The sequence below is a fragment of the Nostoc sp. genome (assembly GCF_036919575.1).
Classification (GTDB): domain Bacteria; phylum Cyanobacteriota; class Cyanobacteriia; order Cyanobacteriales; family Nostocaceae; genus Nostoc.
Genome location: NZ_JBALBY010000118.1, coordinates 14396 through 39886, shown reverse-complemented (window position 1 = coordinate 39886; position 25491 = coordinate 14396). Strand labels below are relative to the sequence as shown.

Annotated in this window: 34 protein-coding genes and 2 pseudogenes; 28 read left to right on the top strand and 8 right to left on the bottom strand. The window is 42.6% G+C overall.

The annotated features are described in order from the left end of the window. Positions 1 to 42 precede the first annotated feature (42 nt). The 19 genes from V7K27_RS31915 (at position 43) to V7K27_RS31825 (ending at position 15185) form a co-directional block, all read left to right on the top strand. Entirely contained in the window at positions 43 to 393 is a 351-nt protein-coding gene (locus tag V7K27_RS31915) for a 4Fe-4S binding protein (protein ID WP_334952645.1), read from the top strand. A 26-nt stretch (positions 394 to 419) separates the two neighbouring features. Continuing rightward, positions 420 to 1628, top strand: coding sequence for a cysteine desulfurase NifS (gene nifS, locus V7K27_RS31910; protein WP_334952644.1), 1209 nt, complete (start codon positions 420 to 422; stop codon positions 1626 to 1628). Between the two features lie 128 nt (positions 1629 to 1756). Further along, entirely contained in the window at positions 1757 to 2656 is a 900-nt protein-coding gene (gene nifU, locus V7K27_RS31905; RefSeq protein ID WP_334952643.1) for a Fe-S cluster assembly protein NifU, read from the top strand. A 257-nt stretch (positions 2657 to 2913) separates the two neighbouring features. Next, positions 2914 to 3270, top strand: coding sequence for a globin domain-containing protein (locus V7K27_RS31900; protein WP_334952642.1), 357 nt, complete (start codon positions 2914 to 2916; stop codon positions 3268 to 3270). Between the two features lie 340 nt (positions 3271 to 3610). Then, positions 3611 to 4504: a nitrogenase iron protein gene (nifH, locus tag V7K27_RS31895; protein ID WP_292793127.1), complete on the top strand. Its 894-nt coding sequence runs from the start codon at positions 3611 to 3613 to the stop codon at positions 4502 to 4504. 150 nt (positions 4505 to 4654) lie between these two features. Then, entirely contained in the window at positions 4655 to 6166 is a 1512-nt protein-coding gene (nifD, locus tag V7K27_RS31890; protein ID WP_334952641.1) for a nitrogenase molybdenum-iron protein alpha chain, read from the top strand. A 224-nt stretch (positions 6167 to 6390) separates the two neighbouring features. After that, positions 6391 to 7926 (top strand): nitrogenase molybdenum-iron protein subunit beta, encoded by a 1536-nt coding sequence (nifK, locus tag V7K27_RS31885; RefSeq protein ID WP_334952640.1) that lies wholly within the window; start codon positions 6391 to 6393, stop codon positions 7924 to 7926. Positions 7927 to 8051: 125 nt separating this feature from the next. Then, positions 8052 to 8399, top strand: coding sequence for a Mo-dependent nitrogenase C-terminal domain-containing protein (locus V7K27_RS31880; protein ID WP_334952639.1), 348 nt, complete (start codon positions 8052 to 8054; stop codon positions 8397 to 8399). A gap of 129 nt (positions 8400 to 8528) precedes the next feature. Beyond that, complete coding sequence (gene nifE, locus V7K27_RS31875) at positions 8529 to 9908, top strand: nitrogenase iron-molybdenum cofactor biosynthesis protein NifE (RefSeq protein ID WP_334952638.1); 1380 nt, start codon at positions 8529 to 8531, stop codon at positions 9906 to 9908. Beyond that, positions 9908 to 10066 carry a hypothetical protein gene (locus V7K27_RS31870; RefSeq protein ID WP_334952637.1) on the top strand — a complete coding sequence of 53 codons (159 nt, stop codon included), beginning with the start codon at positions 9908 to 9910 and terminating at the stop codon, positions 10064 to 10066. The genes nifE and V7K27_RS31870 overlap by 1 nt, the downstream gene beginning before the upstream one ends. Then, positions 10066 to 11403, top strand: a complete 1338-nt coding sequence (nifN, locus tag V7K27_RS31865; RefSeq protein ID WP_334952636.1) for a nitrogenase iron-molybdenum cofactor biosynthesis protein NifN — start codon at positions 10066 to 10068, stop codon at positions 11401 to 11403. Before V7K27_RS31870 ends, nifN begins: the two co-directional genes overlap by 1 nt. A 42-nt stretch (positions 11404 to 11445) precedes the next feature. Further along, positions 11446 to 11859 (top strand): nitrogen fixation protein NifX, encoded by a 414-nt coding sequence (gene nifX / locus V7K27_RS31860; RefSeq protein ID WP_334952635.1) that lies wholly within the window; start codon positions 11446 to 11448, stop codon positions 11857 to 11859. Continuing rightward, a complete protein-coding gene (locus V7K27_RS31855; RefSeq protein WP_334952634.1) occupies positions 11856 to 12332 on the top strand; it encodes a NifX-associated nitrogen fixation protein in 477 nt (158 codons plus the stop codon). The genes nifX and V7K27_RS31855 overlap by 4 nt, the downstream gene beginning before the upstream one ends. 84 nt (positions 12333 to 12416) lie before the next feature. Further along, entirely contained in the window at positions 12417 to 12617 is a 201-nt protein-coding gene (locus tag V7K27_RS31850; protein WP_334952670.1) for a CCE_0567 family metalloprotein, read from the top strand. Continuing rightward, complete coding sequence (gene nifW, locus V7K27_RS31845; RefSeq protein WP_334952633.1) at positions 12614 to 12931, top strand: nitrogenase-stabilizing/protective protein NifW; 318 nt, start codon at positions 12614 to 12616, stop codon at positions 12929 to 12931. The genes V7K27_RS31850 and nifW overlap by 4 nt, the downstream gene beginning before the upstream one ends. A 10-nt stretch (positions 12932 to 12941) precedes the next feature. Then, positions 12942 to 13748 carry a HesA/MoeB/ThiF family protein gene (locus tag V7K27_RS31840; protein WP_334952631.1) on the top strand — a complete coding sequence of 269 codons (807 nt, stop codon included), beginning with the start codon at positions 12942 to 12944 and terminating at the stop codon, positions 13746 to 13748. 134 nt (positions 13749 to 13882) lie between these two features. Then, complete coding sequence (locus V7K27_RS31835) at positions 13883 to 14254, top strand: HesB/IscA family protein (RefSeq protein WP_334952630.1); 372 nt, start codon at positions 13883 to 13885, stop codon at positions 14252 to 14254. Positions 14255 to 14520: 266 nt separating this feature from the next. Further along, positions 14521 to 14820: a 2Fe-2S iron-sulfur cluster-binding protein gene (locus V7K27_RS31830; protein WP_334952629.1), complete on the top strand. Its 300-nt coding sequence runs from the start codon at positions 14521 to 14523 to the stop codon at positions 14818 to 14820. A 104-nt stretch (positions 14821 to 14924) separates the two neighbouring features. After that, positions 14925 to 15185 carry a FeoA family protein gene (locus V7K27_RS31825; protein WP_334952628.1) on the top strand — a complete coding sequence of 87 codons (261 nt, stop codon included), beginning with the start codon at positions 14925 to 14927 and terminating at the stop codon, positions 15183 to 15185. Between the two features lie 135 nt (positions 15186 to 15320). Here the strand turns inward: V7K27_RS31825 and V7K27_RS31820 are convergent, their stop codons facing one another. Further along, positions 15321 to 15530 carry a TOBE domain-containing protein gene (locus V7K27_RS31820; RefSeq protein ID WP_334952627.1) on the bottom strand — a complete coding sequence of 70 codons (210 nt, stop codon included), beginning with the start codon at positions 15528 to 15530 and terminating at the stop codon, positions 15321 to 15323. Between the two features lie 698 nt (positions 15531 to 16228). Here V7K27_RS31820 and V7K27_RS31815 point away from each other — a divergent pair. The 3 genes from V7K27_RS31815 to V7K27_RS31805 are packed head-to-tail and all read left to right on the top strand — an operon-like array spanning position 16229 to position 18359. After that, complete coding sequence (locus V7K27_RS31815) at positions 16229 to 16717, top strand: ankyrin repeat domain-containing protein (RefSeq protein ID WP_334952626.1); 489 nt, start codon at positions 16229 to 16231, stop codon at positions 16715 to 16717. Then, positions 16680 to 17966 (top strand): nitroreductase family protein, encoded by a 1287-nt coding sequence (locus tag V7K27_RS31810; protein WP_334952625.1) that lies wholly within the window; start codon positions 16680 to 16682, stop codon positions 17964 to 17966. The genes V7K27_RS31815 and V7K27_RS31810 overlap by 38 nt, the downstream gene beginning before the upstream one ends. Positions 17967 to 17984: 18 nt before the next feature. Then, a complete protein-coding gene (locus tag V7K27_RS31805) occupies positions 17985 to 18359 on the top strand; it encodes a hypothetical protein (RefSeq protein WP_334952623.1) in 375 nt (124 codons plus the stop codon). 83 nt (positions 18360 to 18442) lie between these two features. Here V7K27_RS31805 and V7K27_RS31800 read toward each other — a convergent pair whose 3' ends face one another. The 5 genes and pseudogenes from V7K27_RS31800 to V7K27_RS31780 form a co-directional block, all read right to left on the bottom strand. Continuing rightward, positions 18443 to 18916 (bottom strand): hydrogenase maturation protease, encoded by a 474-nt coding sequence (locus V7K27_RS31800; RefSeq protein WP_334952622.1) that lies wholly within the window; start codon positions 18914 to 18916, stop codon positions 18443 to 18445. Between the two features lie 18 nt (positions 18917 to 18934). Further along, entirely contained in the window at positions 18935 to 19294 is a 360-nt protein-coding gene (locus V7K27_RS31795) for a XisI protein (protein ID WP_334952620.1), read from the bottom strand. A gap of 80 nt (positions 19295 to 19374) precedes the next feature. Beyond that, positions 19375 to 19698 (bottom strand): annotated as a pseudogene (locus V7K27_RS31790) (XisH family protein). Positions 19699 to 19858: 160 nt separating this feature from the next. After that, a complete protein-coding gene (locus tag V7K27_RS31785; RefSeq protein WP_334952618.1) occupies positions 19859 to 20110 on the bottom strand; it encodes a DUF5615 family PIN-like protein in 252 nt (83 codons plus the stop codon). Between the two features lie 2 nt (positions 20111 to 20112). Further along, positions 20113 to 20337: a DUF433 domain-containing protein gene (locus V7K27_RS31780; RefSeq protein ID WP_334952616.1), complete on the bottom strand. Its 225-nt coding sequence runs from the start codon at positions 20335 to 20337 to the stop codon at positions 20113 to 20115. A gap of 302 nt (positions 20338 to 20639) precedes the next feature. Between V7K27_RS31780 and V7K27_RS31775 the strand changes: the two genes are divergently transcribed. Together V7K27_RS31775 and V7K27_RS31770 are read left to right on the top strand one after the other, a co-directional pair. Further along, entirely contained in the window at positions 20640 to 20915 is a 276-nt protein-coding gene (locus tag V7K27_RS31775; RefSeq protein ID WP_334952614.1) for a hypothetical protein, read from the top strand. Beyond that, a complete protein-coding gene (locus V7K27_RS31770; RefSeq protein ID WP_334952612.1) occupies positions 20912 to 21325 on the top strand; it encodes a type II toxin-antitoxin system VapC family toxin in 414 nt (137 codons plus the stop codon). Before V7K27_RS31775 ends, V7K27_RS31770 begins: the two co-directional genes overlap by 4 nt. An 82-nt stretch (positions 21326 to 21407) precedes the next feature. Here the strand turns inward: V7K27_RS31770 and V7K27_RS31765 are convergent, their stop codons facing one another. Beyond that, positions 21408 to 21830: a hypothetical protein gene (locus V7K27_RS31765; RefSeq protein ID WP_334952610.1), complete on the bottom strand. Its 423-nt coding sequence runs from the start codon at positions 21828 to 21830 to the stop codon at positions 21408 to 21410. 121 nt (positions 21831 to 21951) lie between these two features. Between V7K27_RS31765 and V7K27_RS31760 the strand changes: the two genes are divergently transcribed. The 4 genes and pseudogenes from V7K27_RS31760 (at position 21952) to V7K27_RS31745 (ending at position 23222) form a co-directional block, all read left to right on the top strand. Then, entirely contained in the window at positions 21952 to 22329 is a 378-nt protein-coding gene (locus tag V7K27_RS31760) for a hypothetical protein (RefSeq protein WP_334952609.1), read from the top strand. Positions 22330 to 22513: 184 nt separating this feature from the next. Next, positions 22514 to 22696, top strand: coding sequence for a hypothetical protein (locus V7K27_RS31755; RefSeq protein ID WP_334952607.1), 183 nt, complete (start codon positions 22514 to 22516; stop codon positions 22694 to 22696). 65 nt (positions 22697 to 22761) lie between these two features. Further along, positions 22762 to 22968 (top strand): hypothetical protein, encoded by a 207-nt coding sequence (locus V7K27_RS31750; RefSeq protein ID WP_334952606.1) that lies wholly within the window; start codon positions 22762 to 22764, stop codon positions 22966 to 22968. Further along, positions 22965 to 23222 (top strand): annotated as a pseudogene (locus tag V7K27_RS31745) (ParE family toxin-like protein). The gene V7K27_RS31750 and the pseudogene V7K27_RS31745 overlap by 4 nt, the downstream one beginning before the upstream one ends. 493 nt (positions 23223 to 23715) lie before the next feature. Here the strand turns inward: V7K27_RS31745 and V7K27_RS31740 are convergent. Continuing rightward, positions 23716 to 25311, bottom strand: a complete 1596-nt coding sequence (locus tag V7K27_RS31740) for a nickel-dependent hydrogenase large subunit (RefSeq protein ID WP_334952605.1) — start codon at positions 25309 to 25311, stop codon at positions 23716 to 23718. Positions 25312 to 25491: the final 180 nt, after the last annotated feature.

The window sequence follows — 25491 nt, the reverse complement described above, 5'->3', positions numbered from 1 at the left end:
CTCCCCATTCCCCACTCCCCACTCCCCAAAAGGACAATAATCATGGCTTACAAAATTACTAGCCAGTGTATTTCCTGCAATCTCTGTCTATCTGTATGTCCCACAAATGCAGTTAAAGTGGTTGACGGACAGCACTGGATTGACCCTGAACTTTGTACAAACTGCGTTGGTAGTATTCATACCGTGCCTCAGTGTGAAGCTGGTTGTCCCACTTGCTACGGTTGCGTTAAGCAGCCTAGCGATTATTGGGAAGGCTGGTTTACCAATTACAACCACGTAGTTGCTAAATTAACAAATAAACAAGATTACTGGGAACGTTGGTTTAACTGCTATTCCCAGAAATACTCTGAACAGTTGCAAAAGCGTCAACCCCAAATAATTCGTAATTCGTAATTCGTAATTCGTAATTGAAAACAACAATGCAAAAGAACTGCATCTATCTTGATAATAATGCTACCACTAAGGTAGACCCGGAAGTTATAGAGGTAATGCTGCCTTACCTGACGGAATATTACGGCAATCCCTCCAGTATGCATACCTTTGGTGGGCAAGTCGGTAAAGCAGTGAGAACAGCAAGAGAACAACTTGCAGCCATCCTGGGAGCCGATGAGTCAGAAATTGTCTACACAAGTTGTGGTACTGAAGGAGATAACGCGGCGATTCGAGCCGCACTGTTGGCGCAACCGGAAAAGCGACACATCATCACCACCCAAGTTGAACATCCAGCAGTACTCAATGTCTGCAAACAATTAGAAACCCAAGGTTACACTGTTACCTATCTATCAGTAAACCATCAAGGGCAGTTGGATCTAGATGAACTAGAAGCTTCCTTGACGGGTAACACCGCCCTGGTGACTATTATGTATGCTAATAACGAAACTGGCACGATTTTCCCGATTGAGCAAATTGGGTTGCGCGTCAAAGAATCTGGTGCTATCTTCCATGTAGATGCGGTGCAAGCAGTGGGAAAAATCCCCTTGAATATGAAGACTAGCACCGTGGATATGTTAACCGTGTCTGGTCACAAGCTGCACGGTCCGAAAGGAATTGGCGCTTTATATATTCGGCGCGGGGTTCGCTTCCGTCCCTTCATGATTGGCGGACACCAAGAACGCGGACGTCGGGCGGGAACTGAGAATGTTCCAGCAATTATTGCTTTGGGCAAAGCTGCCGAACTGGAACTGTTACACTTAGAAGAAGCGATCGCAAGAGAAAGAAAGCTGCGCGATCGCCTCGAACATACTTTACTCGCTAAAATTCCCGATTGTGTCGTTAACGGTGACGTTACGCAGAGATTGCCCAACACCACAAATATCGGCTTCAAGTATATTGAAGGTGAAGCTATCTTACTATCCTTGAATAAATACGGTATCTGTGCATCATCCGGTTCTGCTTGCACCTCCGGCTCACTGGAACCTTCCCACGTCCTCCGGGCGATGGGCTTACCCTACACAACTTTGCATGGTTCCATTCGCTTCAGCCTTTGTCGTTACACCACAGAAGCCGAAATCGATCAAGTGATAGAGGTAATGCCCAGTATTGTAGAACGTTTACGCGCCCTCTCACCCTTCAAAAATGATGATGCAGGTTGGCTGCAAGAACAAGAACAAGCACTGGCGCATCGCTAATTAGGGAATAGGGAGTAGGGAATAGGGAATAGGGAATAGGGAATAAAGAATTTACTACTCCCCACTCCCCACTCCCCACTCCCCACTCCCCCAATCTAAAATCCAAAATCTAAAATCTAAAATTCATTATGTGGGACTACACTGATAAAGTATTAGAACTGTTTTACGACCCCAAAAATCAGGGAGCAATTGAAGAAACGAGCGAACCTGGGGTTAAGGTTGCAACGGGAGAAATCGGTAGCATTGCTTGCGGTGATGCTCTGAGATTGCACCTGAAAGTTGAAGTAGAATCTGATAAGATTCTAGATGCTCGTTTTCAAACCTTTGGTTGTACTAGTGCGATCGCATCTTCTAGTGCATTAACCGAAATGATCAAAGGTTTAACTTTAGATGAAGCCTTAAAAGTGTCCAACAAAGACATTGCAGATTACCTGGGTGGTTTACCAGAAGCTAAAATGCACTGCTCTGTCATGGGACAAGAAGCGCTAGAAGCCGCTATCTATAATTATCGTGGCATTCCTCTAGCTACCCATGATGATGATGACGAAGGTGCGTTAATTTGCAGTTGCTTTGGGATCAGCGAATCTAAAATTCGTCGCGTGGTTCTAGAAAATCATCTCACTGGTGCTGAACAAGTAACAAATTATGTGAAAGCTGGTGGCGGATGCGGTTCCTGTTTGGCGAACATTGATGATATAATCAAATCAGTTCAACAGGAATACGCCTCACCTGCTCTCAACGATTACGGCGTAAAAGTTGCCACAGAAATTGTTACGTCTAAAGAGCGATCGCTAACCAACGTCCAAAAGATTGCTCTAATTCAAAAGGTTCTCGATGAAGAAGTCAGACCCGTACTCATCGCTGACGGGGGAGACGTAGAACTCTATGATGTCGAAGGCGATCGCGTGAAAGTTGTGCTGCAAGGTGCTTGCGGTTCCTGTTCTAGTAGTACAGCAACCCTGAAAATTGCGATCGAAGCCAGATTACAAGATCGTGTCAGCAAGAGCCTTGTAGTCGAAGCAGTTTAGGAATTGCTGTAGGACTTAACGTACTCTACAAATACGCCCTAATATGCATTCAGCCAGAAACAGAAAGTAGGATTTGAACCGAATCATTGTCTCCACTCAATGCTTCATACCAATTCTTTCTTAATTACGAATTACGAATTACGAATTACGAATTGGTATCAATCCTACCACTATTACGGCTAACAGCATATAGGCTTCATAGATTAAGCGCCTACTTGCTTTCTTTCATCATCTAACTCGCTTCAAAGGAACAGAATATGAGTACATTGTACGACAAACTTGGCGGACAACCAGCTATTGAACAAATAGTAGATGAACTCCACAAACGCATTGCGACAGACAGCCTCCTCAATCCCATTTTTGCTGGTACAGATATGCCCAAGCAACGTAATCATCTAGTTGCTTTCTTATCTCAGATATTTGAGGGGCCAAAGCAATACGCCGGTCGTCCAATGGACAAAACCCACGCCGGAATGAATCTACAGCAACCACACTTCGATGCGATCGCCAAGCATCTCGGTGAAGCAATGGCTGTGCGTGGAGAGTCGCCAGAAGACACCAAAGCTGCACTAGAGCGCGTCACAAATATGAAGGGCGCTATTTTGAACAAGTAATAGGACGAATGGTATTGATTGTTGACAAATAGCAACATCAAGTCCTATTGAGTCTTTCAACCTGAAACACATTATGGCGTATTTGTAAATTGCGTAATCTCCTAGTCATTAGTCAGAATAAATGATTAATGACTAGGGACAAAAGAAAAAAAATTTAGCCAGGAAATATATGTACTTACTTTCGATCATTTTAGCTGTGGAGCGATCGCCCCCGGCAGGCATTTATGCCAACGGTACCAACGATGCTCTACACGCGCTCACTACTGTCGCTCAACTGGCGTGAACGCAACTGACAAACGCGCATACCCACCAACCAACCAATTGCAGGGAAACACGGATCATGACTGAAGAAAAGATTAGACAGATAGCTTTCTACGGTAAGGGCGGTATTGGTAAATCTACCACTTCCCAAAACACCTTAGCAGCTATGGCAGAAATGGGTCAACGCATCCTTATCGTTGGTTGCGACCCCAAAGCTGACTCCACCCGTTTGATGCTGCACAGCAAAGCTCAAACAACCGTTCTTCACCTCGCCGCAGAACGTGGTGCAGTAGAAGATATCGAACTCGAAGAAGTAATGCTAACCGGTTTCCGTGACGTTCGTTGCGTAGAATCTGGTGGGCCAGAACCCGGTGTAGGTTGCGCCGGTCGTGGTATTATCACCGCCATCAACTTCTTAGAAGAAAACGGTGCTTACCAAAACCTAGACTTCGTATCTTACGACGTATTAGGTGACGTTGTGTGCGGTGGTTTCGCAATGCCTATTCGTGAAGGTAAAGCCCAAGAAATCTACATCGTTACATCAGGTGAAATGATGGCGATGTATGCTGCTAACAACATCGCTCGTGGTGTTCTTAAGTATGCTCACACTGGTGGCGTGCGTTTGGGTGGTTTGATTTGTAATAGCCGTAACACTGACCGGGAAATCGAACTAATCGAAACCTTGGCAAAACGGTTGAACACCCAAATGATTCACTTCGTACCCCGTGACAACATCGTTCAACACGCAGAATTACGCCGGATGACTGTTAACGAATACGCACCTGAAAGCAACCAAGCTAACGAATATCGGACATTGGCTCAGAAAATTATCGACAACAAAAATCTAGCTATTCCTACACCCATCGAAATGGAAGAACTAGAAGAATTGTTGATTGAATTCGGTATTCTCGAAAGCGACGAAAATACTGCAATGCTGGTTGGTAAGAGTGCTGCTGAAGCTCCTGTAGTATAATTCGCTGCTAATAAATAACGCTTTAGCACAAGGAAAAAGGAAGAGTTCCATATCTTCCCTTTTACCCTCTCCCCTACATCTCCCCCCTAACCTTAGAGGGGACTCCTAGTCCCCCTATGCCCCGATCCTTACAAGTCACAGAGGCTAAGTATGACTCCTCCAGAAAACAAAAACATCATCGAAGAAAGAAAAGAACTAATTAAAGAAGTTCTCAGTGCTTATCCTGAAAAAGCTGCTAAAAAGCGCGAAAAGCATTTAAACGTATACGAAGAAGGTAAGTCCGATTGCGGCGTTAAGTCTAACATCAAATCCCTTCCTGGGGTAATGACCGCTCGTGGTTGTGCTTACGCCGGTTCTAAAGGTGTGGTTTGGGGTCCTATTAAGGACATGATCCACATCAGCCACGGGCCTGTAGGTTGCGGTTACTGGTCTTGGTCTGGTCGTCGTAACTACTACATCGGCACCACAGGTATTGATACCTTTGGTACCATGCACTTCACCTCCGACTTCCAAGAACGAGATATCGTTTTTGGTGGAGACAAGAAACTTACCAAGCTCATCCAAGAACTTGATGTACTTTTCCCCCTCAACCGTGGTGTTTCCATTCAATCTGAATGCCCCATCGGTCTAATTGGGGATGACATCGAAGCTGTTGCTAGGAAGACATCGAAAGAAATTGGCAAGCCAGTTGTACCTGTGCGTTGCGAAGGCTTCCGGGGTGTTTCCCAATCTTTGGGACACCACATTGCTAACGACATGGTTCGTGACTGGGTATTCACCAGATCCGACCAAGCTAAGAAAGACGGTACACTTCAGTTTGAAGGTACTCCTTATGATGTAGCCATTATCGGTGACTATAACATTGGTGGTGATGCTTGGGCTAGCCGCATCCTGTTAGAAGAACTCGGCTTGCGCGTAGTCGCTCAGTGGTCAGGTGATGGCACCATCAACGAAATGTTGATGACCCCCAATGTGAAGATGAACCTCATCCACTGCTACCGGTCGATGAACTACATCAGCCGTCACATGGAAGAAGCTTATGGTATACCCTGGCTTGAGTACAATTTCTTCGGCCCCACCAAGATTGCTGAATCTTTACGGGAAATCGCTTCTAAGTTTGACGAGACAATCCAAGCAAATGCTGAGAAAGTCATCGCCAAGTATCAGCCCACAATGGATACGATTCTTGAGAAGTATCGCCCCCGCTTGGAAGGTAAGACCGTTGCCATCATGGTTGGTGGTCTACGTCCTCGCCACGTTGTCCCAGCTTTCCAAGACTTGGGCATGAAGATGATCGGTACTGGTTATGAGTTCGCTCATAATGACGACTACAAACGTACCACTGGCTACATCGAAAACGGCACCATCGTTTATGACGACGTTACCGCTTACGAATTCGAGGAATTTATCAAAGCCCTCAAGCCCGACCTTGTAGCCTCTGGTGTGAAAGAGAAGTACGTCTTCCAAAAGATGGGTCTTCCTTTCCGTCAAATGCACTCTTGGGATTACTCCGGTCCTTATCACGGTTATGACGGCTTCGCCATCTTCGCACGCGACATGGACTTGGCACTTAACAGCCCAACCTGGTCATTAATTGGCGCTCCTTGGAATGAAAAAGCTCAGGCTAAGAAGGCTGAAGCTAAGGCTAAGGCTGCGGTCTAGGGAAATGGGAGAGAGCGATAAGTAGGGATAAGCCTGGGGCTAAAACCCCAGGGGGGAGTTGGGAATCCAAAATTCAAAACTGAAAAATTAAAAATTTCTTTTGATTTTTGCATTTTGAATTTTGAATCATATTCCCACTCCCTTGTACAGACGCGATTAATCGCGTCTCTCTACCCACTCCCATTTCAATTATTAAAGAATTCAGTAAGCTTGGAGATCCAGAAATGCCTCAGAATCCAGAAAAAATTCAAGATCACGTCGAGTTATTCCACCAACCTGAGTACCAACAGCTATTTGAAAACAAAAAGCAGTTTGAAAACGGTCACGACCCCGAAGAAGTAACACGGGTTGCAGAGTGGACGAAGGGTTGGGATTATCGTGAAAAGAACTTCGCTCGTGAAGCTTTAACCGTCAACCCTGCTAAAGGTTGTCAACCATTAGGAGCAATCTTTGCTGCTGTTGGTTTTGAAGGTACTCTACCTTTTGTTCAAGGTTCTCAAGGTTGCGTTGCTTATTTCCGCACCCACTTAACCCGTCACTACAAAGAACCATTCTCTGGTGTATCTTCTTCAATGACTGAAGATGCAGCCGTGTTTGGTGGTCTGCAAAACATGATTGACGGCTTGGCGAACTCTTACCAACTCTACAAGCCTAAGATGATTGCTGTCTGCACCACCTGTATGGCAGAAGTAATTGGTGATGACTTGCAATCTTTCATCAACAACGCCAAGGAAGCTGGTTCAGTTCCTCAAGATTTCCCAGTACCCTACGCTCACACCCCTAGCTTTGTTGGTTCCCACATCACCGGTTACGACAACATGATGAAGGGAATTCTTTCTAACCTGACAGCAGGTCATAAGAAAGAAACCAGCAATGGTAAAATCAACTTCATCCCAGGTTTTGACACCTATGTAGGCAACAACCGCGAAATCAAGCGGATTGCTTCCTTGTTCGGTTTTGACTACACAATTCTAGCCGACAACAGCGACTACTTGGATTCACCAAACACAGGTGAGTTCGATATGTACCCAGGTGGTACAAAGCTGGAAGATGCAGAAGATTCAATCAATGCGAAAGCGACGATCGCTCTGCAATCACACTCTACCCTCAAAACCCGCGAGTATATTGAAAAAGAGTGGAAGCAACCAACCTCAGTTTCCCGTCCTTGGGGTATCAAAGGTACTGATGAGTTCTTGATGAAACTCAGCGAACTGAGTGGTATACCCATTCCTCAAGAATTGGAAATTGAACGCGGTCGCGCAGTTGATGCCATGACTGACTCTCACTCATGGATTCACGGCAAGCGCTTCGCTATCTACGGCGAACCAGATTTAGTATACAGCGTAGTTGGCTTTATGCTAGAAATGGGTGCTGAACCTGTGCATATCTTGGTTCACAACAGCAACGAAGTATTTGAAGCAGAAATGAAAGAACTGCTTGCTTCTAGCCCCTTCGGTAAGAATGCAACTGTTTGGCCTGGTAAAGACTTGTGGCATCTGCGTTCTTTGATGTTCACCGAACCCGTAGACTTCCTGGTTGGTAACACCTACGGTAAGTACCTGTGGCGCGACACCAAGACTCCCTTAGTGAGAATTGGCTACCCCATTATGGATCGTCACCACTTACACCGCTACTCCACCATTGGTTATCAAGGTATAATCAACCTGCTCAATTGGGTTGTAAATACCCTGTTTGAAGAAATCGATCGCAACACCAACATTCCTTCTAAGACAGATATTTCCTACGACTTGATTCGTTAGAAATTGCGTAGAAACACAACGTGTTAATTAAGGGCGGAAAATAATTCGTAATTCGTAATTCGTAATTCGTAATTATGAATTATTTTCCCCTTTTTCTTTCTAGCATTTACCCAAGGTATCTATAAATGGAAACCATCAATCACACTCACGAACACACTCACACTCATCCTCATCCTAACTACCATCCACCTAACCATAAAAAACCAGGGTGGTTCCACAATCTTCTTAATCCGTTGCGCCGTGTGGTGGATGAAATTCAGGTTAAAAATAATCGCATCGCTCATCTAATTTGCCAAACAATTCCTTGTTGTTGTCCCTTTGAGCGACAAATTAAATTATTTGGGAAGTCTATTGATATCCCACCACTATGTAAACTCAATCCTTTATATGACGAATTTGTAGGATTGCGTTTTCGCGCTCTATCTTACCTCGCTGATGTATGTGGAGAGGATGTCACAAAATACATTTGTTAGTCATTAGTCATTAGTCATTGGTCATTAGTCATTAGTCATTGGTAGAGACGCGATTAATCGCGTCTGTACAATAGTCAATCCAAATGACAAATGACAAAGGACAATTAACAATTAAGTACGAGAAGAGAGATGAAAAGCACCCAAGGCAAAATCAACGAGCTGCTGACTGAGACAGGATGCGAGCATAATCAGCAAAAACAATCCGAAAAGAAAAACAAGTCATGCGCTCAACAGGCACAACCTGGCGCGGCTCAAGGGGGCTGTGCCTTTGATGGTGCAATGATTGCTCTAGTGCCGATCGCAGATGCAGCGCATCTAGTCCACGGTCCGATCGCCTGTGCTGGTAATTCCTGGGGTAGTCGTGGTAGTCTCTCCTCTGGCCCTCAACTCTACAAGATGGGCTTTACGACTGACTTGGGTGAAAATGATGTCATCTTCGGTGGCGAAAAGAAACTCTACAAAGCGATTCTGGAACTCAAAGAGCGCTACCAACCAGCAGCTGTATTCGTGTACGCTACTTGCGTGACAGCCTTAATTGGTGATGATATTGATGCTGTATGCAAAGCTGCTGCTGAAAAGATTGGTACTCCTGTTATTCCCGTTATTGCACCAGGATTCATTGGCAGTAAAAATCTGGGCAACCGTTTTGGCGGTGAAGCTTTGTTAGAATATGTTGTCGGCACAGCAGAACCGGAACAGACAACGCCTTATGATATTAACTTAATCGGTGAATACAACATCGCCGGGGAAATGTGGGGAGTAACACCACTGTTAGAAAAATTAGGCATTCGTATTTTGTCTAAAATTACGGGCGATGCTCGCTACAATGAAATTCGCTACGCCCACCGCGCCAAGCTCAACGTGATGATCTGCTCACGAGCGCTCCTCAATATGGCGAGAAAGATGGAGGAGCGTTACAACATCCCCTACATTGAAGAGTCTTTCTACGGCATCGATGATATGAATCGTTGTCTACGAAATATCGCTGCTAAATTAGGTGATCCTGATTTGCAGGAGCGTACAGAAAAGCTAATTGCAGAAGAAACGGCTGCTTTAGATTTGGCACTAGCTCCTTATCGCGCTCGACTCAAAGGTAAGCGGGTTGTTTTGTATACTGGTGGTGTCAAGAGTTGGTCGATTATCTCGGCTGCAAGGGACTTGGGCATTGAAGTAGTTGCTACCAGTACTCGGAAAAGCACTGAGGAAGATAAAGCCAAAATCAAGAAGTTGCTCGGCAACGATGGCATTATGTTGGAGAAAGGCAACGCTAAAGAATTGCTACAAGTGGTTAAAGACACTCGCGCAGATATGCTGATTGCTGGTGGTCGTAACCAATACACAGCTTTGAAAGCTCGAATTCCTTTCCTTGATATCAACCAAGAACGCCACCATCCTTATGCAGGTTATGTGGGAATGATTGAGATGGCGCGGGAACTGTACGAAGCTCTGTATAGCCCGATTTGGGAACAAATACGCAAACCGGCTCCTTGGGACGAGGAGGAAGTTTAATGGTGGCTGTACCCTCGTTCCCAGACTCCGGCTGGGAACGCATTCCTGAAGGCTCTGCCTTCTTCTTAAAGCAGATGAGGCGGAGCCTCACTGTCAGCATTCCCCGGCGGAGCCAGGGAACGAGAAAGTCTGCCCTGTGGAATGAGGAGGTAGTTTAATGGCGATCGTTACCGTTTCTAATAAATCACTGACAGTTAATCCCCTCAAACAAAGTCAAGCTTTGGGTGCAACCTTAGCCTTTTTGGGATTGAAAGGGACAATGCCCTTATTCCACGGTTCTCAAGGTTGTACTGCTTTCGCCAAAGTTGTGCTAGTGCGGCATTTCCGGGAAGCGATTCCCCTAGCTACCACAGCGATGACGGAAGTCACTACTATCTTAGGTGGTGAAGAGAATGTGGAGCAAGCAATTCTCACTTTGGTGGAAAAGTCTAACCCAGAAATTATTGGTTTATGTAGCACTGGGTTGACTGAAACTAGAGGAGATGACATCGAGGGTTTTCTTAAGGAAATCCGCGATCGCCATCCTGAATTGAATGATTTGGCGATCGTTTTTGCACCTACCCCAGATTTTAAAGGTGCGTTGCAAGATGGCTTTGCTGTTGCTGTGGAAAGCATAGTTCAGGAAATTCCTCAACCAGGGGGAATCAGAACTGAACAAGTGACGATTTTGGCTGGTTCTGCCTTCACACCAGGGGATGTACAAGAAATCAAAGAGATAGTCACGGACTTCGGGCTAGTGCCGATCTTTGTACCTGACCTTGGCGCTTCTCTAGATGGACACTTAGAAGATAGCTACAGTGCAGTTACAGTCAGTGGGACTACCTTAAAACAGCTACGAGAAGTAGGTAGTTCTGCTTTTACCCTGGCATTGGGTGAAAGTATGCGGGGGGCTGCAAAGATTCTGGAGGAACGCTTTGACACACCTTACGAGGTGTTTGGCGAACTGACGGGATTAGAACCAGTAGATGAATTTATCCAAGCATTGGCGATTCTGAGCGGTAACAGTGTACCCGAAAAATACCGCCGCCAACGTCGTCAGTTGCAAGATGCGATGCTGGACACCCACTTTTACTTCGGTGCAAAACGAGTTTCCCTAGCGCTGGAACCAGATTTGCTGTGGTCAACAGTGCATTTTCTGCAATCGATGGGAGCGCAAATTCATGCGGCGGTGACAACCACGCGATCGCACCTCTTAGAAAAACTCCCGGTTAAAAGCGTCACCATCGGCGATTTGGAAGACTTTGAGAGTTTAGCAGACGGTTCTGATTTGCTGATTGGTAACTCGAATGTCGGTGCGATCGCAAAACGACTTTCGATTCCTCTTTATCGTCTAGGGTTGCCTATTTATGACCGCTTAGGTAATGGTCAATTTACCAAAGTTGGCTATCGAGGCACGATGGAACTTGTGTTTGGCATCGGCAACCTGTTTTTAGAGGCAGAAGAAGCGAGAGTTAAGCAGTTGCAAGAGTTAGGAATTGTGAGCGCAGAGTTTTGAATTAACACTTCAAAATTCAAAACTTTAGAGAGGAGAATTACAATGAAAATTGCCTTCACGACGAGCGACCGAGTTCATATTAATACTCATTTTGGAGCGGCAGATGAAATTGATGTTTATGAAGTCTCGGATGAAGGATATAGATTCCTAGAGACTCTTAACTTTGATGATCAGCTTCAAGAAGAGAGTAATGAGAGTAGACTCGCACCAAAACTTGAGGCTCTAGAGGACTGCACAATTATTTATGTAATAGCAATTGGTGGTAGCGCCGCGGCTCGGTTAATCAAGAAAGGTGTCACCCCAGTGAAGGCGCGATCGGAAGAAGAAGAAATTAGTGAAGTGCTAAATAAGCTTGTGAAAACCCTCAAAGGTAATCCTCCACCTTGGTTGCGTAAAGCTTTACAGCCAAAATCCACAAATTTTGCCGATGAAATTGAAGACGAAGCAACAGTATGACCACAAATAATAGTGTTAACGGAACTGCTACAACTGAAGTCTTGAACTCACCTTTCCTGAAGGTATTAATTAAACAAATCCGTGGTCAAGACAGTTATGGAGTTTATCGGAGTTGGTCGGATGAGTTGATTCTCAAACCCTTTATTGTCACCAAACAAAAGAAACGGGAAATCTCCGTTGAGGGCGAAGTTGATCCGATAACTCAAGCTCGGATTATGGCATTTTTTCGAGCCGTAGCTGCTGGGATTGAACAGGAAACAGGTTTGATATCTCAGGTTGTAGTTGATTTGAGTCATGAAGGATTTGGCTGGGCGCTAGTTTTTTCTGGCCGTCTTTTGCTAACTGTGAAAACCTTGCGAGATGCTCAACGCTTTGGCTTTGACTCGCTGGATAAATTAGCAGAAGAGGGAGAAAACTACGTCAAAAAAGGACTTGATTTGGCGAAGCGCTTTCCTGAAGTTGGCAAAGTTTAATTAGTCATTAGTCATTGGTCATTGGTCATTAGTAAAAGACAAATGACTAATGACGAAGGACAAAGGACGAAGGACAAAGTACAAATGACAATTGAGGAAATACAAGGACAAATCAGACGGCTTAACAGCAAAGCGGGTCAAATGAAAATGGATCTGCATGATTTAGCTGAAGGGCTACCAACAGATTACACACAACTTATGGATGTTGCAGCTGCAACTTATGAAATCTATCGCCAGTTAGATGAACTTAAGCAACATCTGAAAAAATTGGAGAATGCTAAATGACTGGAACTATTGATCAATTCAAGCAGCTCGTAGATGCAGAAGAATTTTTTAAATTCTTTAATATGTCCTACGATCTAGAAGTTGTGAATGTAAATCGTCTACATATTCTGAAAAAGTTTTCTCAATACATCCAAGAAATTGATGATAATTCTCCTGACTTGAGTCAAGAAGAGAAATTAAATCAATATTCTTTGGCTTTGCAAAAAGCCTATCAGGTATTTATCGAATCGACACCCCATGAACAAAAGCTGTTCAAAGTGTTTAACGACAAGCCGAAAAATGTAGTCACACTGACAGAAATCACTTCTGATTAGGAGGTATAAATTGGTTAACCTGACGCCTACCGAATTAGAACGCTATCGTCGCCAAATGATGCTTCCGAATTTTGGCGAAACAGCACAGAAGCGCCTGAAGTCAGCGACGGTTCTGGTTACAGGTGTGGGGGGATTAGGCGGTACGGCGGCGCTTTACTTAGCAGTAGCGGGCGTTGGGCGGCTAATCCTAGTCCGGGGTGGTGACTTGCGGCTAGATGATATGAATCGTCAGGTTCTCATGACTGATGATTGGGTAGGTAAGCCAAGGGTATTCAAAGCTAAAGAAACTCTGGATGCAATTAATCCTGATGTTCAAGTGGAAGCTGTTCATGATTACATCACCCCGGAAAATGTAGATTCGTTAGTGCAATCTGCTGATATGGCTCTTGATTGCGCCCACAATTTTACAGAGCGCAATTTGTTAAATGAAGCCTGTGTGCGATCGCGTAAGCCAATGGTGGAAGCCGCAATGAATGGGATGGAGGCTTACCTGACGACGATTATTCCTGGTGTGACTCCTTGTTTGTCCTGTCTGTTTCCCGAAAAGCCTGATTGGGATCAGCGCGGCTTTTCAGTTCTAGGCGCTGTCTCTGGGACACTAGCTTGTCTAACGGCTTTGGAAGCAATCAAGCTGATCACCGGGTTTAGTCAGCCGCTATTGTCGCAATTGCTGACAATGGACTTGAATCGGATGGAATTTGCTAAACGCCGTTCTCACCGCGATCGCTCTTGTCCAGTATGCGGTAATAGTGCGCCTTGGAGACACGCGCCATCCAATTCGATGGAACCCACGGGTATTGTACAAAATAGTCATTAGTCATTGGTCATTGGTCATTGGTCATTAGTGAATAACAATTGACAAAAAACAAAGGACAAAGGACAACTGACAAATGACAACCCACACCCACACCTGAAATCAGAACAACTAATCGCTACAAATCAGGAGACTTAATGGCCGTTATTCTCTCAGAAAAAGCAGAATTTCGTCTGCGGGCATTCCTCAAAGGTTCCGCACCTGACGCTAATGGCGCAACTAAAGGTGTCCGCATTTCTGTAAAAGATGGTGGTTGCAGTGGCTATGAATATGCGATCGATATCACTAGCAAACCCCAACCAGATGATTTGGTAAGTCAGCAAGGCAAAGTGCTAGTTTACGTTGATGCCAAAAGTGCGCCGTTATTAGACGGAGTTATTGTTGACTTCGTTGAGGGAGTGATGGAAAGCGGTTTTAAGTTCATCAACCCCAATGCAACTGATACCTGCGGTTGTGGAAAGTCCTTCAAAGCAGGCGACTGTACGCCTACTGGTGTACCTTGCAGCTAACATCATTCTGTTAGCGCCAAGTCTGATTGTAGAGGCTTTCTATAAATGCGGTAAGCGTTCGCGGAGCGTCTCGTAGAGAAGCCATGCCGCAGGCTTATCGCCCTGCTTTGAGGTGGCTTCTCGTTCGCGTTGTATTCCTTACCCCTATAGAGAAACTAGCTAAAGCGTAGCTTCTCCGTAAGAAGAAGGGAAGCAAAAAGTAGGATAGGTTGCTCAAAAACTTCGGAAATTAGACCAACTGTATAACGTTTGAGGAGAATCGGAAAATGGCTTCCTATCAAGTTAGATTAATCAACAAAAAAGAAGACCTCGACACCACAATTGAAGTTGATGAAGAAACCACAATTTTAGATGCAGCAGAAGAAAATGGTATTGAGTTGCCAGCCTCTTGTCAAGCAGGTTCTTGCTCTAGCTGTGTTGGCAAGGTTGTTGAAGGTGAAATTAATCAAGAAGATCAAAACTTCCTAGATGACGAGCAGATTTCTAAAGGATTCGCTCTACTTTGTGTCACTTATCCTCGTTCTAATTGCACAATTAAGACTCATCAAGAAGCGTATCTCGTCTAAACTATTGCTTTGTTTGCTGCCTTTGGCGACCAAATAAAAGATGAAGGATGAAGGATGAAAATATACTTCCTTCTTCCCTTCACAATTCCTAATTTATAATTCAAATGTTTACCGATTTTAGTGTGACTGGCTGTTCATTAGAATTATTGAGAACGGGAGAGCGAGGAATCGTCACCTTCTGCAAAAGTCAGGATGAAAGAATCTTAAAAAAACTTATATTAACAGGAGTAACACCAGGAACTACTATCACTTTAAAACAACACTATCCCTCTTTAATTATCAAAATTGGGAACACAGATTTGGCACTAGATATAGAAAGTGTTCGCGCTATTTATGTTCGGATTATTGATAATTTAATTAGTTAACATCTATATAAATAATATCATCTTCACCTCACTCCTTTCCTAATTAATCTCAGGAGTGAGGTCATTTAATAGATATCAATACAATTTGGTATTAGAGATAGAGCCGCTTGCAAGAAAAGCCAACTTGCCTATTTTTTATTCAACAGCAACTATCACATCTGATGATTTAATCACGGCATGAGCCTGCTTACCTTCTACAAGTCCCAGCTTTTCCGCAGATGATTTTGTGATGATTGACACTAACTCTACTCCTGGTGCCACTTCTAAAGTTATCTCAGTGTTAACTGAACCATGCACAACTTTTTTGACAGTACCTTTGAGAGAATTCCGAGCGCTAATTTCCATTTTTTGTCTCTGTTTTACTTAATACTTAAAATAAACTAGCACACTTTGAAGCACATTTTGGTTAAGAAAGTAAATTAGTTGATATTTCTTAATATTTTTCAGTGACATAAAGTAGATTTCAGTGTAATATTTCTGTTTGATTAAATACAAGATTCAATGAAAACGTTACATCAAACAAAGCGCAGATCCCCGACTTCTTTGAGAAGTGCATTAGACGTAGGTTGGGTGGAGCGGAGCGCAACCCAACATATATCAGGATGTTGGGTTACGCAAAGCCTCCACCCAACCGACAATTTTTTTGCAACATTTTAGCCAAGAGGGTCCACTACAAGACTACCGAGATTTGTTCAGAAATCAAATATGATTCCTATATAATATTTCTGTTTGATTAAACACAAGATTCAATCAAAAGGTTACATCAAATAAAGCGCAGATCCCTGACTTATTTGAGAAGTCGGGGATCTTGTTTCTTAAGAATGATTCAGAATTGCTATATATCACTTATTTGCTATTAGTCTAGATGATGAAATAAAATTGCAAGATATACTGCATTTTCAGTGTATTTCAAGATTTTTTATTAGATATGTCTGGGGATCTTTATAAATGGTTCATAATTTAAATTTATGAGAGTGATAATATATAACTAAGCAAGTTTATGCTGATAAATAACTTACGTTTGTGACAATTAAAGAAGAATTATGAGTCAAGTAAGTAGGCAATATTTGAGTGAAGCAACAACCCAATGGCTAATAGCAAAAGGCTATAATCCTGGGGATTTAAATCAGCTAGGTGAAAATGGAGATACAGCTTTGATGAAAGCTACAAGAGAGGGAGTTTATGCAGTCGTCAAAGAACTGATTGATGCAGGTGCGGATATTAATGCTCAAAATAGCGATCGCAACAATGCTTTGTGGTTTGCTTGTTTTGGTAATCACTACGATTTAATTAATTTACTGCTGGCTGTCAACATTAATATTGACAATCAAAATGATAACGGCGCAACTGTTTTAATGTATGCAGCTTCATCTGGAAAGACAGAAGTCGTCAAGTTACTTTTACCACATCATCCTAACTTAGATTTGAAAAACTTAGACGACTATAAAGCTATCGATTTTGCCAGCAATGTAGAAGTGTTAAGGATACTTAAAAATGCCACAAAGTCAAATATCGGGCAAAGCCTATCATGAAGCTACCAAGCATTCTTACTTATCGGTACAAATTGATCCAAATTATGTAGATGCTTCAACACAGCCATCTCCATTTAAAGTTTATCCAAAATTTTATCGGAGAGTGAAATTAAATCTCAATAATCCTGTTCATTCTTTTATCTCGTTAACCAGTACAATAACCCTGGAGAAAGTGTATAAAGATGGTCTGGATAAACTGCGAGTGAATCCATCAGCAGGCGCTCTGTATCCCACGGAAGTTTACGTACAGGTTCGCGGTATTGAGGGAATAGTGGATGGTATATATCATCTAGAAGTTGAGAATAATTGTCTAACTCTCATCTATGAATTAATTGATGATGGGTTAGAGAGTTATATTATACCAGGGAAAAGTATCAACGGATTCATCTTTTTAATTAGTTGTGTTTATTATAGGTCTAGCTGGAAATATCAAAATAGAAGCATGAGATATTGCTTATTAGATAGCGGACACCATTTAGGTGCTGTTGCAGCTTCAGCTTTTCTCCACAACCGAGATATACAATTAATTTTCGACTTTGATAAACTCGCACTCAATTCAGATTTGGGATTTGAGAATAAAGAGTTTATCACTAATTGTGCGGTGTCAGGAGAACTACAAGACAAGAAAATCAGACACTTAAGGCTGAAAGTTCCTTTTGTCTGCGGTACAGATTACTTTGAATCTAATCAATTTATTGAAGATGCCTATCAAGCAACTACTCTACAAAAGAGCCGTCAGCAGAAATTAGAGTATCCTCAATTTGACTTTGACAAGGATAAATTTTATCAAACTGTTTGGAATAGACGTTCTATTAGACGTTTCCGGAAAGAGTCTATTTTTCAAGAAGATTATTTATATATAGTGCAGCAACTTCAGCAGCCAATACCCACAGAAAATTATGAGGAAATAGAAATTTACTCAGTGGTACATCGAGTAGAGGGAATGACATCAGGGTTATATAAAGGTACATATCTGGTTAAGACGGGTAATTTTAGTGAAAAGACGGGTTACTTATGTATTAATCAGGCTATTGCTAAAGATAGCGCTGTAACTTTATTTTTTGTGTCAGATTATTTAAATTATCAAACTGCTATGCAAATAGCTGGTTTTATCGGACAGAGACTTTATTTAACTAGTAATTATTTGGGAATTCAGTGTAGTGGAATCGGTGCTTATTATGATGAAGAAACCCAGGAATTATTAGAAACAAATAAAGATGTACTTTATGCAATGGTGATTGGAATATAAGCAGTAAGCTAAAGAGAGATGGCTAGAAAGATGTATTACTTTAATAGTGATGACTCACATCCTATGCAACCGACATCGGCGGATATTATATTGCGGCAACAACTAGAGTATTCTATTAGTAGATACTTTTATGATGCTTGCGATCGCAGCATTCAAAATCTCCTATCTAATTGTCGGTGGTATGTCACAACCCATGCCAATGCTCTAACATTAGTAATTGAATGTCCCGATCAAGTTACTAATTGGCGTATTTTGCAAAAAATTGTACCAATGGGGACATTGCTATATGAAATTGTCAGCAGTGCTAAAATCCGTGTTTGTCCGCCAGAGAGTCAAGGCGTACCTTTTGAAATGAGGGTAGATGAACTTTCGGTTTATCGGGATTGGGCTTAAGTAGAGACGCGATTAATCGCGTCTGTACAGGAGTTTGGAGAGACGCGATTAATCGCGTCTGTACAAAAGTTAAGAATTTAAAATTACGACTCATTATTCTGGCTGATAAGTGCGGTTATTTCTTCAAAGACCAAATCAGCAGAATGCTTGACAATAGGACTTAACTCCAGTCCAAAATCAAGATTTGCCGCCTCAATTAAATAAACTGTCACCTCTTTGGGAAAGTCATTTTGAAAGATTTTTCGTCCGGCGGCTAAAGCATTATCCCAGCGAAAATTGTGCAAGTTATAACTAGGTTCTGGCAAAGCTTCCAGTTCTTTTCCTGGAACTTTAAACACAGCACCTGGTTCAGAACCAGTTGAACTTGCATCAATAATCACTAATTGTTTACTACCTCTAGCTTGAAACATTACTTCCATCCCGGCTGTGCCACAGTCATAAACGCGCACATGAGGATGAGGGTTTTCAGCGAGATATTTTTGTAAGCGTTGGGCGATGATTACGCCTACTGCGTCGTCATTGCGATTGAGATTACCGCAACCAATAATAGTTAGCATCGGATGAGATTTAATTGTTTAAGCAGTTGCAAATTCAGTCAAAGCGCGTAGTTTACCGCCGTAGGCATCGCTTGGAGGATGGAAAGCTAACACAATATCACTTTGGGGAACCCCTGCGTTTAATAATTCAGTGGCAATACCTTCTTCAGTCCAATCTTCTTCGATCCAAATTTTGTGATTTTTAATCCGAATATGTACAGTAATGCCTTTAATTCGGCGATTTTTTTGCCAGCCAATCTGAAACCATAGATATTGATCCCGTTCACCATCAAGTGCTAAAAGGCTCTCTACGTCATCATCAGGTGAGTTATTACAGAGGCGGTCATATTCTATGAGAATATTTTTAATAATATTTCTGTAGTGACTTAGTTTATCCATTGAATTATAACCTCACTTTCGACATCTACAACCATTAATAATAGTTGATTTTGCTGAACTACTAATGTAATTGCTTTTAGCTAGAAAAAGTTTTCATAAGTGCTTTGCTTGATTGCTAAATAAAGTTGATATTGAGGTTCTGTAACCTTAATCAGATTACGATAAAGAATATATTAACCTAAAGCATTTTCAAAGTCATTTATTGGCGATTTTCCCAAGAAGCTTTTAACTTCAACAATAATTTTACTTCCGTTGCGTTCAGCTGCAAGTGTTCTCTCAGCCGCTAGGTCAGCAAATAGCTTAGTATCTTCATACTTGATAATGTAAGGGTCAGCTGTAATTATCCAACCGTCTTTGATGAGGGCTGCTTTTACAGCATTATGGTAGAAATCCCTAGCGGGCATAGAGTCACAAAATTATAGTAAGTATATTCTAGCAATACTACAGTGGACATGTAATTGTGAGGTTGCTGGTGAGACGAGCGTCGTGAAGACATTCCAGCACTTAACTCGTATTCCTCTACTTGGAGTCTAAGTGTAAATTTGTCTATGGAGCGATCGCAATTTAACAATTAACGGGAATTAATTTTGTCGGTTGGGTCGAAGCATAAGACCCAACATCATTAACAAAAACAAGATTTCCGTAGTCTCTATCTCGCGTGATGAGAATACGGTTTTGTTCCTGTGCTATTTTAAGAATTTCTTCATCACTAGCTTGCGAAAGACCAATCTGGGCATCAAGAACTACGTCATGTCCGGCATCAACTAGAAATCTTGCTGTCACAGCATATACATCTTGATCCAGTAAAAATCTCATGCTTAAATAGATACTAGGCGAATGTCTTCAGCTGCTACTAGAGCGATCGCATATCGTAAGCAGGCACGAATATCTTCAATTTGTAGGTCTGGATAGTAGTCTCGGATAATTTCTTCAAATGAAAGTCCGTCATTGAGTAGTTCAAGAATGCTTTGTACAGTGATGCGTGTACCTGCGACACAAGGTTTACCAAAATGAATGTGAGAGTTAACTACGATTCTGTCCATATAACTATAAACTAATATAGCGGTTCCCACTCAGATGCGGTACAACATTATATTACGAGGTGTAGGGGCACGGCAGTGCCGTGCCCCTACGGGTGTACCTCACGTAAACGAGAACCGCTATAATATGTTTCCTAAATTATAAAATAATCAGTCGCGCTGCATCTATAAACGCAGTGAAGCATACTTTAAAACTTAACGTGATAGTAAAGGTATAAGACTAGGAACAATTCATCATCACGCTTCTACCTGCTGTCAAGAAGAATTACAATAAGTCAAGGTAATTCTTTCCTTTTGTCAAGCATATGGATACTTTGACTACAGATAGGCAGAGATTAATTGAGGTAATTAATGCTCTCCCAGATGAAAAATTAATTGAACTGGCAAGCTTTGTTGAATATCTTCAATATAAATCGACAAGGCAAAAAGAGGTAGACAATCATAAATCTTCTTTTCTGATGTCTATTGCAGGATTAGGAGCTTCTACTGAAAGCAACATTTCAGAACTGGATGAAGATATCTTAAAAAATGAGATTGATCCTGTGCGTGGTTGGGGTCTGAAAGCAGATAATCCTACATGACAGCGATCCTGGATACAAGTTTCTTGTTTGCACTTACTGACAAAGGCGACCGCAATCACTCTCGTGTTTTTACTGTCGCAAAGACTTTAAGTGAACCCTTAATTTTACCAACCTCTGTCCTTCCCGAAATTTGTTACCTAATTTCGTCTAGACTCGGACATCCGGTCATGCGTCATTTTTTAATTGAACTTGCAACTAGCGATATTCAACTGGAATCACTTCACTCTGAAGACTTGGAGCGAGTTAATGAAATTCTGGAGCAGTATGCTGATAGTCAGCTTGACTTTACAGATGCAACGATTGTTGCACTTGCAGAAAGAGACAACATCACTCGCATCTTGACGCTTGACCGTCGTGACTTTGGTTTTGTTCGTCCGAGACACTGTGATTACTTCGAGTTATTGCCGTAATCTGCAAAATATAGGGTTACACCAGAGGCTTTGACTAATAATACAGACAAAGCCTCTGAATAACTAAGTTATCAGCCGGAAACTATAACTCAACACCATGTTTCTTGGCAATTTCGGTAAGTTTCTCAGACTGATGTTGTGATGCTTTAGTCAAGAGTTCTTCAGCCTGTTCTCTAGTACTTCCCTCTTTAGGAATTAAATACTTGACATAAAGAGATACAAAATCGGCTACGATCGCTAAACCAGATAAAGCATGTTTGTCTGCTTCCTTACCAGCGATCGCTGCTACCAAACCAGCTTTAATTGGGTCTGGTTTAACTTTCATGAACTGATCAACAAGTTTCGGAATGTAGTCTGCTGGCGGCAAGTTATCTAACTTACTTCTATCTGGAGTAAAGTTAAGTTCTGCGGCTTTTGCCTGCTCTAAAACACACCATTCGATGAATTCTTGCAATGCAGCATCGGGAACGCGAGGGAGATATTCATGTAGCGCTAAATCAGACACAAGCTTACCGTGTAAATTTCTGTTTTATGCAAGTGCATTAACGCAAGCCTAACGCACTGTTTCTATAAGTTTTAGTGTGTTACGCTACGAGTTTTGAATATGAGGCATTGGGAATAGGGCATTGGGAATAGGTTATTTCTCCCTCATTTTCCCCACTCTTCACTCCCCAGTTAAAATAGTTGGTGGCGCGATCGCCGAAATAATAAATGGGTTCGCCGAAATAATAAATGGGTTCGCCGAAATAATAAATGGGTTCGCCGAAATAATAAATGGGTTCGCCGAAATAACAAATGGGTTCGCCGATGTAACTAATGGAGTCGCCGATGTAACAAATGGAGTCGCCGATGTAACAAATGGAGTCGCTGAAGTAACTAATGGAGTCGCCGATGTAACAAATGGAGTCGCTGAAGTAACTAATGGAGTCGCCGAAGTAACTAATGGAGTCGCCGAAGTAACTAATGGAGTCGCACAGGTAGATAACTGCTCCAGTAAGCTGTAAGTGGGTTGTCCATGATTGTGATATGAAAACTTTTACTGCGATCGTTGAAAGAGATCCTGATACTAAGTTCTATATTGGCTATGTCCCTGGTTTTCCTGGAGAGCCTTGGGTTTGAATAGGTAGGGTAGCTTGCGCTCACCTTACTTTTTTCGTAGAGTACTATAAAATTAGTTTCCAAGAGGCTATGGCTTTGGCATCAAATGAGCGATCGCAAATTATTCGTACAGAACGAGGACTCACAATCGCAGGTACTCGCATCACATTGTACCAATTCATGCACTACCTTAATGACGCACACTCACCCCAGTCTTTTCGGAATTACTTCCCTCAAATTACCGTAAGCGATCGCTATGCCATTGTAGAATAATTAAATATTTTTCTTTAAAATCTATAACTATAAGCTGAGTTGCTATAAGCAAAAATCTGGTGTCTATGAATATGAATACCTTGCAAGAAATTGAACGTGCTGTTAGTCAACTTTCAGAAAAGGAACTATCTGCTTTCCGTGTCTGGTTTGCAGAATTTGATGCAGCTAACTGGGATAAACAATTTGAGGCAGATGTAGAAGCGGGGCGGCTTAATGCCTTTGCAGAAAGGGCATTACAACATCTGCGGGAAGGACGCTGTACTGATCTTTGAGACACAGAGCAACGCCCGACTTCTGGTATCACTATCGACAATTACCACGCGATATTCAGGAACTTTCTGATCAGTGTTATGGTTTGCTGAAGCAAGACCCTCGGTATCCATCGCTGCATTTTAAGAAAGTAGGGTAGTTTTGGTCAGCACGGATTGGCTTACACTATCGAGCAGTAGCTGTTCGAGAAGATAACAACATAGTTTGGTTCTGGATTGGTTCACATTCAGAATATGACAAACTTTTAGGACAATAGGGCGATGCCTACGGCTGGCTACGCCTACGCGCTTGTTAGTTTTCTCAAAGCGATCGCTTGTGAGGGCTATTTCATTCTCATCTAGTCCGCCTCAGAATGAATTCTGAGTCTAATAGCACTCATTCGTCTAAAGACGACTAAGAAAAGATTATAGGTTATAGTCCGTTTTAACGGACTTTAGCTAAAAGCCAAAGAACTTCAGTTCAGGGCGGTTTCTGTCTAGAATGAAATAGCCCTGGCTTGTGGTAGTTATTTTGTGCGATCGTGTCTAACAGGTTGTTTGAAAAGTGGTTAGCTGTGATTTTCAGCACCTCTTGATCCCCCCTAGCCCCCCTTAAAAAGGGGGGGAAACTTCTTAAAGTCCCCCAATTTATCGGGGGATTTAGGGGGATCTAAAACTTTTGATACCGACAAGAGGACTTTTCAAACATCCTCTAACAGGCACTGGGGACTTCCGCGAAGCGTTAAATTACGAATAACGCACCTAAACTAATTACGCAGTCCGAAAACGCGCTAACTCTTCACCTGTTTTAGCATCATGCGCGTGGACTGTACAAACTAAACATGAATCAAACGATCGCGCCACATGACCAACTTCCACCGGATCGCTAGAATCATAAATGGGTGTCCCAATTAAAGCTTCTTCAATCGGGCCGCGAATACCTTCACCATCACGAGGGCCGATATTCCAAGTACCTGGTGCAATGACTTGGTAATTCTTAATCTTACCGCCCTCCACTTCTACCCAGTGAGATAAGGAACCGCGTGCTGCTTCTGTTGCACCCCAACCGCGTCCATCTCTTTCTTTGGGTTTGATATACCAAGGATCGTTTAATTTGAATTCGCGTAAACAATGTTCAGCTTGCCGATATAACTTGACAAGTTCGTGAACTCGTGCTAGCTGACGCACATGAATACTAGCACCACCCATTTGTTTGAAGACATCGAGAATTAATCCGTCGTAGTGTTGCCAAGATTCGCCATGTTTACCACCTGCAACTAATTGACGCGCTAAGGGGCCGGTTTCTAAACGTCCGAAGTCTTTGTGAAGAACTGCACTCGACCAAGAGTAGGCGTTATCGAAGTCTTTGGTATTAATTGCAGTGGGTTTAGTGGTGCGATCGCTAGGGTGAATGTCTGCTGTTCCTTCATCGTACCAGGAGTGAGTTGTATTCTCGCGGGTAAATGACTGATCCATTAAAGTGTGAGTGTCTGCGAAGCTGTCATACACTCCACTTTTCATAATCATCGCCGCATTTCGTCCTTCGATAGTCGGCTTTTGGTATTTATCTTCATGGGCTAAATATCCCCAAGTGACATATTTACCAACACCAGCGCCATATCTATCTAGACCGATATCTAAACCCATGCGCCAATAAAAACCTAAGTCTGAATCTCGATGATTTCGGTCTTCATCTAACCAATTTCTAAAGTCATCATAAGTTTGGATTTGTTCGTAGCGTTCTAATGAACAACCCAACCAAACTGGTTCTAACCAATTGGTGCGGAAATATTCTAGAATCGCCCAAGCGCGGGTGATGTCTGTTAAAGTTGGGGCGCACATCACGCCACCGGGAACCATGTAGCTAGAATGAGGCCATTGTCCGCCCAATAGGGCATAAATTTCTACAGGTTTAGCGGAAATTGTGATGCCTAGTTCGTAAGATTTACCAGTGAATGCGGCAAAGCGTTTAATTGCTTCGTCATAAAAGCGACTATGGCGGTATTTTTTATTGGTTAAATCAATGGCAAACAAACCATAAAAATAGCGGGGTATACTTTGGATTGTCTCGACAATCTGACCGAGATTTCTCGCCAAAATCGCATTGCGTGGAACTTCTGTTTCCCAAGCTGTATCTAATGCCCAAGATGCACAAGTTAAGTGAGAACCGCCGCAAATGCCGCAAATCCGAGGCGTGACAATTAATCCGGCTTGGGGGTCTTTACCGCGTAGAATAACTTCAAATCCGCGAAATAATTCGGCGTGTGTCCAGGCGTTGACTACCCGCCCATTCTCAATATCAACTCGAACATCTAAATCGCCTTCAACTCTACCAACGGGCGATATATCTAATGATTGAATTGTCATTTGTCATTTGTCCTTTGTCATTTGTTATTTGTCCTTGGTCATTTGTCCTTTGTCATTTGTCATTTGTCATTTGCCTTGTTCCCAGCCTCCAGGCTGGGAATATATTCCGAGAGGCTTTGCCTCTGATCAAGGGCTATATCTTAACTCAGTGCCATTCAATCATTGGTCATTGGCGAAACA

Bases quoted from the DNA above. Each gene is read 5' to 3' on its own strand.
- V7K27_RS31915 (WP_334952645.1), top strand. From the start codon at position 43: ATGGCTTACAAAATTACTAGCCAGTGTATTTCCTGCAATCTCTGTCTA.
- nifS (WP_334952644.1), top strand. From the start codon at position 420: ATGCAAAAGAACTGCATCTATCTTGATAATAATGCTACCACTAAGGTA.
- nifU (WP_334952643.1), top strand. From the start codon at position 1,757: ATGTGGGACTACACTGATAAAGTATTAGAACTGTTTTACGACCCCAAA.
- V7K27_RS31900 (WP_334952642.1), top strand. From the start codon at position 2,914: ATGAGTACATTGTACGACAAACTTGGCGGACAACCAGCTATTGAACAA.
- nifH (WP_292793127.1), top strand. From the start codon at position 3,611: ATGACTGAAGAAAAGATTAGACAGATAGCTTTCTACGGTAAGGGCGGT.
- nifD (WP_334952641.1), top strand. From the start codon at position 4,655: ATGACTCCTCCAGAAAACAAAAACATCATCGAAGAAAGAAAAGAACTA.
- nifK (WP_334952640.1), top strand. From the start codon at position 6,391: ATGCCTCAGAATCCAGAAAAAATTCAAGATCACGTCGAGTTATTCCAC.
- V7K27_RS31880 (WP_334952639.1), top strand. From the start codon at position 8,052: ATGGAAACCATCAATCACACTCACGAACACACTCACACTCATCCTCAT.
- nifE (WP_334952638.1), top strand. From the start codon at position 8,529: ATGAAAAGCACCCAAGGCAAAATCAACGAGCTGCTGACTGAGACAGGA.
- V7K27_RS31870 (WP_334952637.1), top strand. From the start codon at position 9,908: ATGGTGGCTGTACCCTCGTTCCCAGACTCCGGCTGGGAACGCATTCCT.
- nifN (WP_334952636.1), top strand. From the start codon at position 10,066: ATGGCGATCGTTACCGTTTCTAATAAATCACTGACAGTTAATCCCCTC.
- nifX (WP_334952635.1), top strand. From the start codon at position 11,446: ATGAAAATTGCCTTCACGACGAGCGACCGAGTTCATATTAATACTCAT.
- V7K27_RS31855 (WP_334952634.1), top strand. From the start codon at position 11,856: ATGACCACAAATAATAGTGTTAACGGAACTGCTACAACTGAAGTCTTG.
- V7K27_RS31850 (WP_334952670.1), top strand. From the start codon at position 12,417: ATGACAATTGAGGAAATACAAGGACAAATCAGACGGCTTAACAGCAAA.
- nifW (WP_334952633.1), top strand. From the start codon at position 12,614: ATGACTGGAACTATTGATCAATTCAAGCAGCTCGTAGATGCAGAAGAA.
- V7K27_RS31835 (WP_334952630.1), top strand. From the start codon at position 13,883: ATGGCCGTTATTCTCTCAGAAAAAGCAGAATTTCGTCTGCGGGCATTC.
- V7K27_RS31830 (WP_334952629.1), top strand. From the start codon at position 14,521: ATGGCTTCCTATCAAGTTAGATTAATCAACAAAAAAGAAGACCTCGAC.
- V7K27_RS31825 (WP_334952628.1), top strand. From the start codon at position 14,925: ATGTTTACCGATTTTAGTGTGACTGGCTGTTCATTAGAATTATTGAGA.
- V7K27_RS31820 (WP_334952627.1), bottom strand. From the start codon at position 15,530: ATGGAAATTAGCGCTCGGAATTCTCTCAAAGGTACTGTCAAAAAAGTT.
- V7K27_RS31815 (WP_334952626.1), top strand. From the start codon at position 16,229: ATGAGTCAAGTAAGTAGGCAATATTTGAGTGAAGCAACAACCCAATGG.
- V7K27_RS31810 (WP_334952625.1), top strand. From the start codon at position 16,680: ATGCCACAAAGTCAAATATCGGGCAAAGCCTATCATGAAGCTACCAAG.
- V7K27_RS31805 (WP_334952623.1), top strand. From the start codon at position 17,985: ATGGCTAGAAAGATGTATTACTTTAATAGTGATGACTCACATCCTATG.
- V7K27_RS31800 (WP_334952622.1), bottom strand. From the start codon at position 18,916: ATGCTAACTATTATTGGTTGCGGTAATCTCAATCGCAATGACGACGCA.
- V7K27_RS31795 (WP_334952620.1), bottom strand. From the start codon at position 19,294: ATGGATAAACTAAGTCACTACAGAAATATTATTAAAAATATTCTCATA.
- V7K27_RS31785 (WP_334952618.1), bottom strand. From the start codon at position 20,110: ATGAGATTTTTACTGGATCAAGATGTATATGCTGTGACAGCAAGATTT.
- V7K27_RS31780 (WP_334952616.1), bottom strand. From the start codon at position 20,337: ATGGACAGAATCGTAGTTAACTCTCACATTCATTTTGGTAAACCTTGT.
- V7K27_RS31775 (WP_334952614.1), top strand. From the start codon at position 20,640: ATGGATACTTTGACTACAGATAGGCAGAGATTAATTGAGGTAATTAAT.
- V7K27_RS31770 (WP_334952612.1), top strand. From the start codon at position 20,912: ATGACAGCGATCCTGGATACAAGTTTCTTGTTTGCACTTACTGACAAA.
- V7K27_RS31755 (WP_334952607.1), top strand. From the start codon at position 22,514: ATGGCTTTGGCATCAAATGAGCGATCGCAAATTATTCGTACAGAACGA.
- V7K27_RS31750 (WP_334952606.1), top strand. From the start codon at position 22,762: ATGAATATGAATACCTTGCAAGAAATTGAACGTGCTGTTAGTCAACTT.
- V7K27_RS31740 (WP_334952605.1), bottom strand. From the start codon at position 25,311: ATGACAATTCAATCATTAGATATATCGCCCGTTGGTAGAGTTGAAGGC.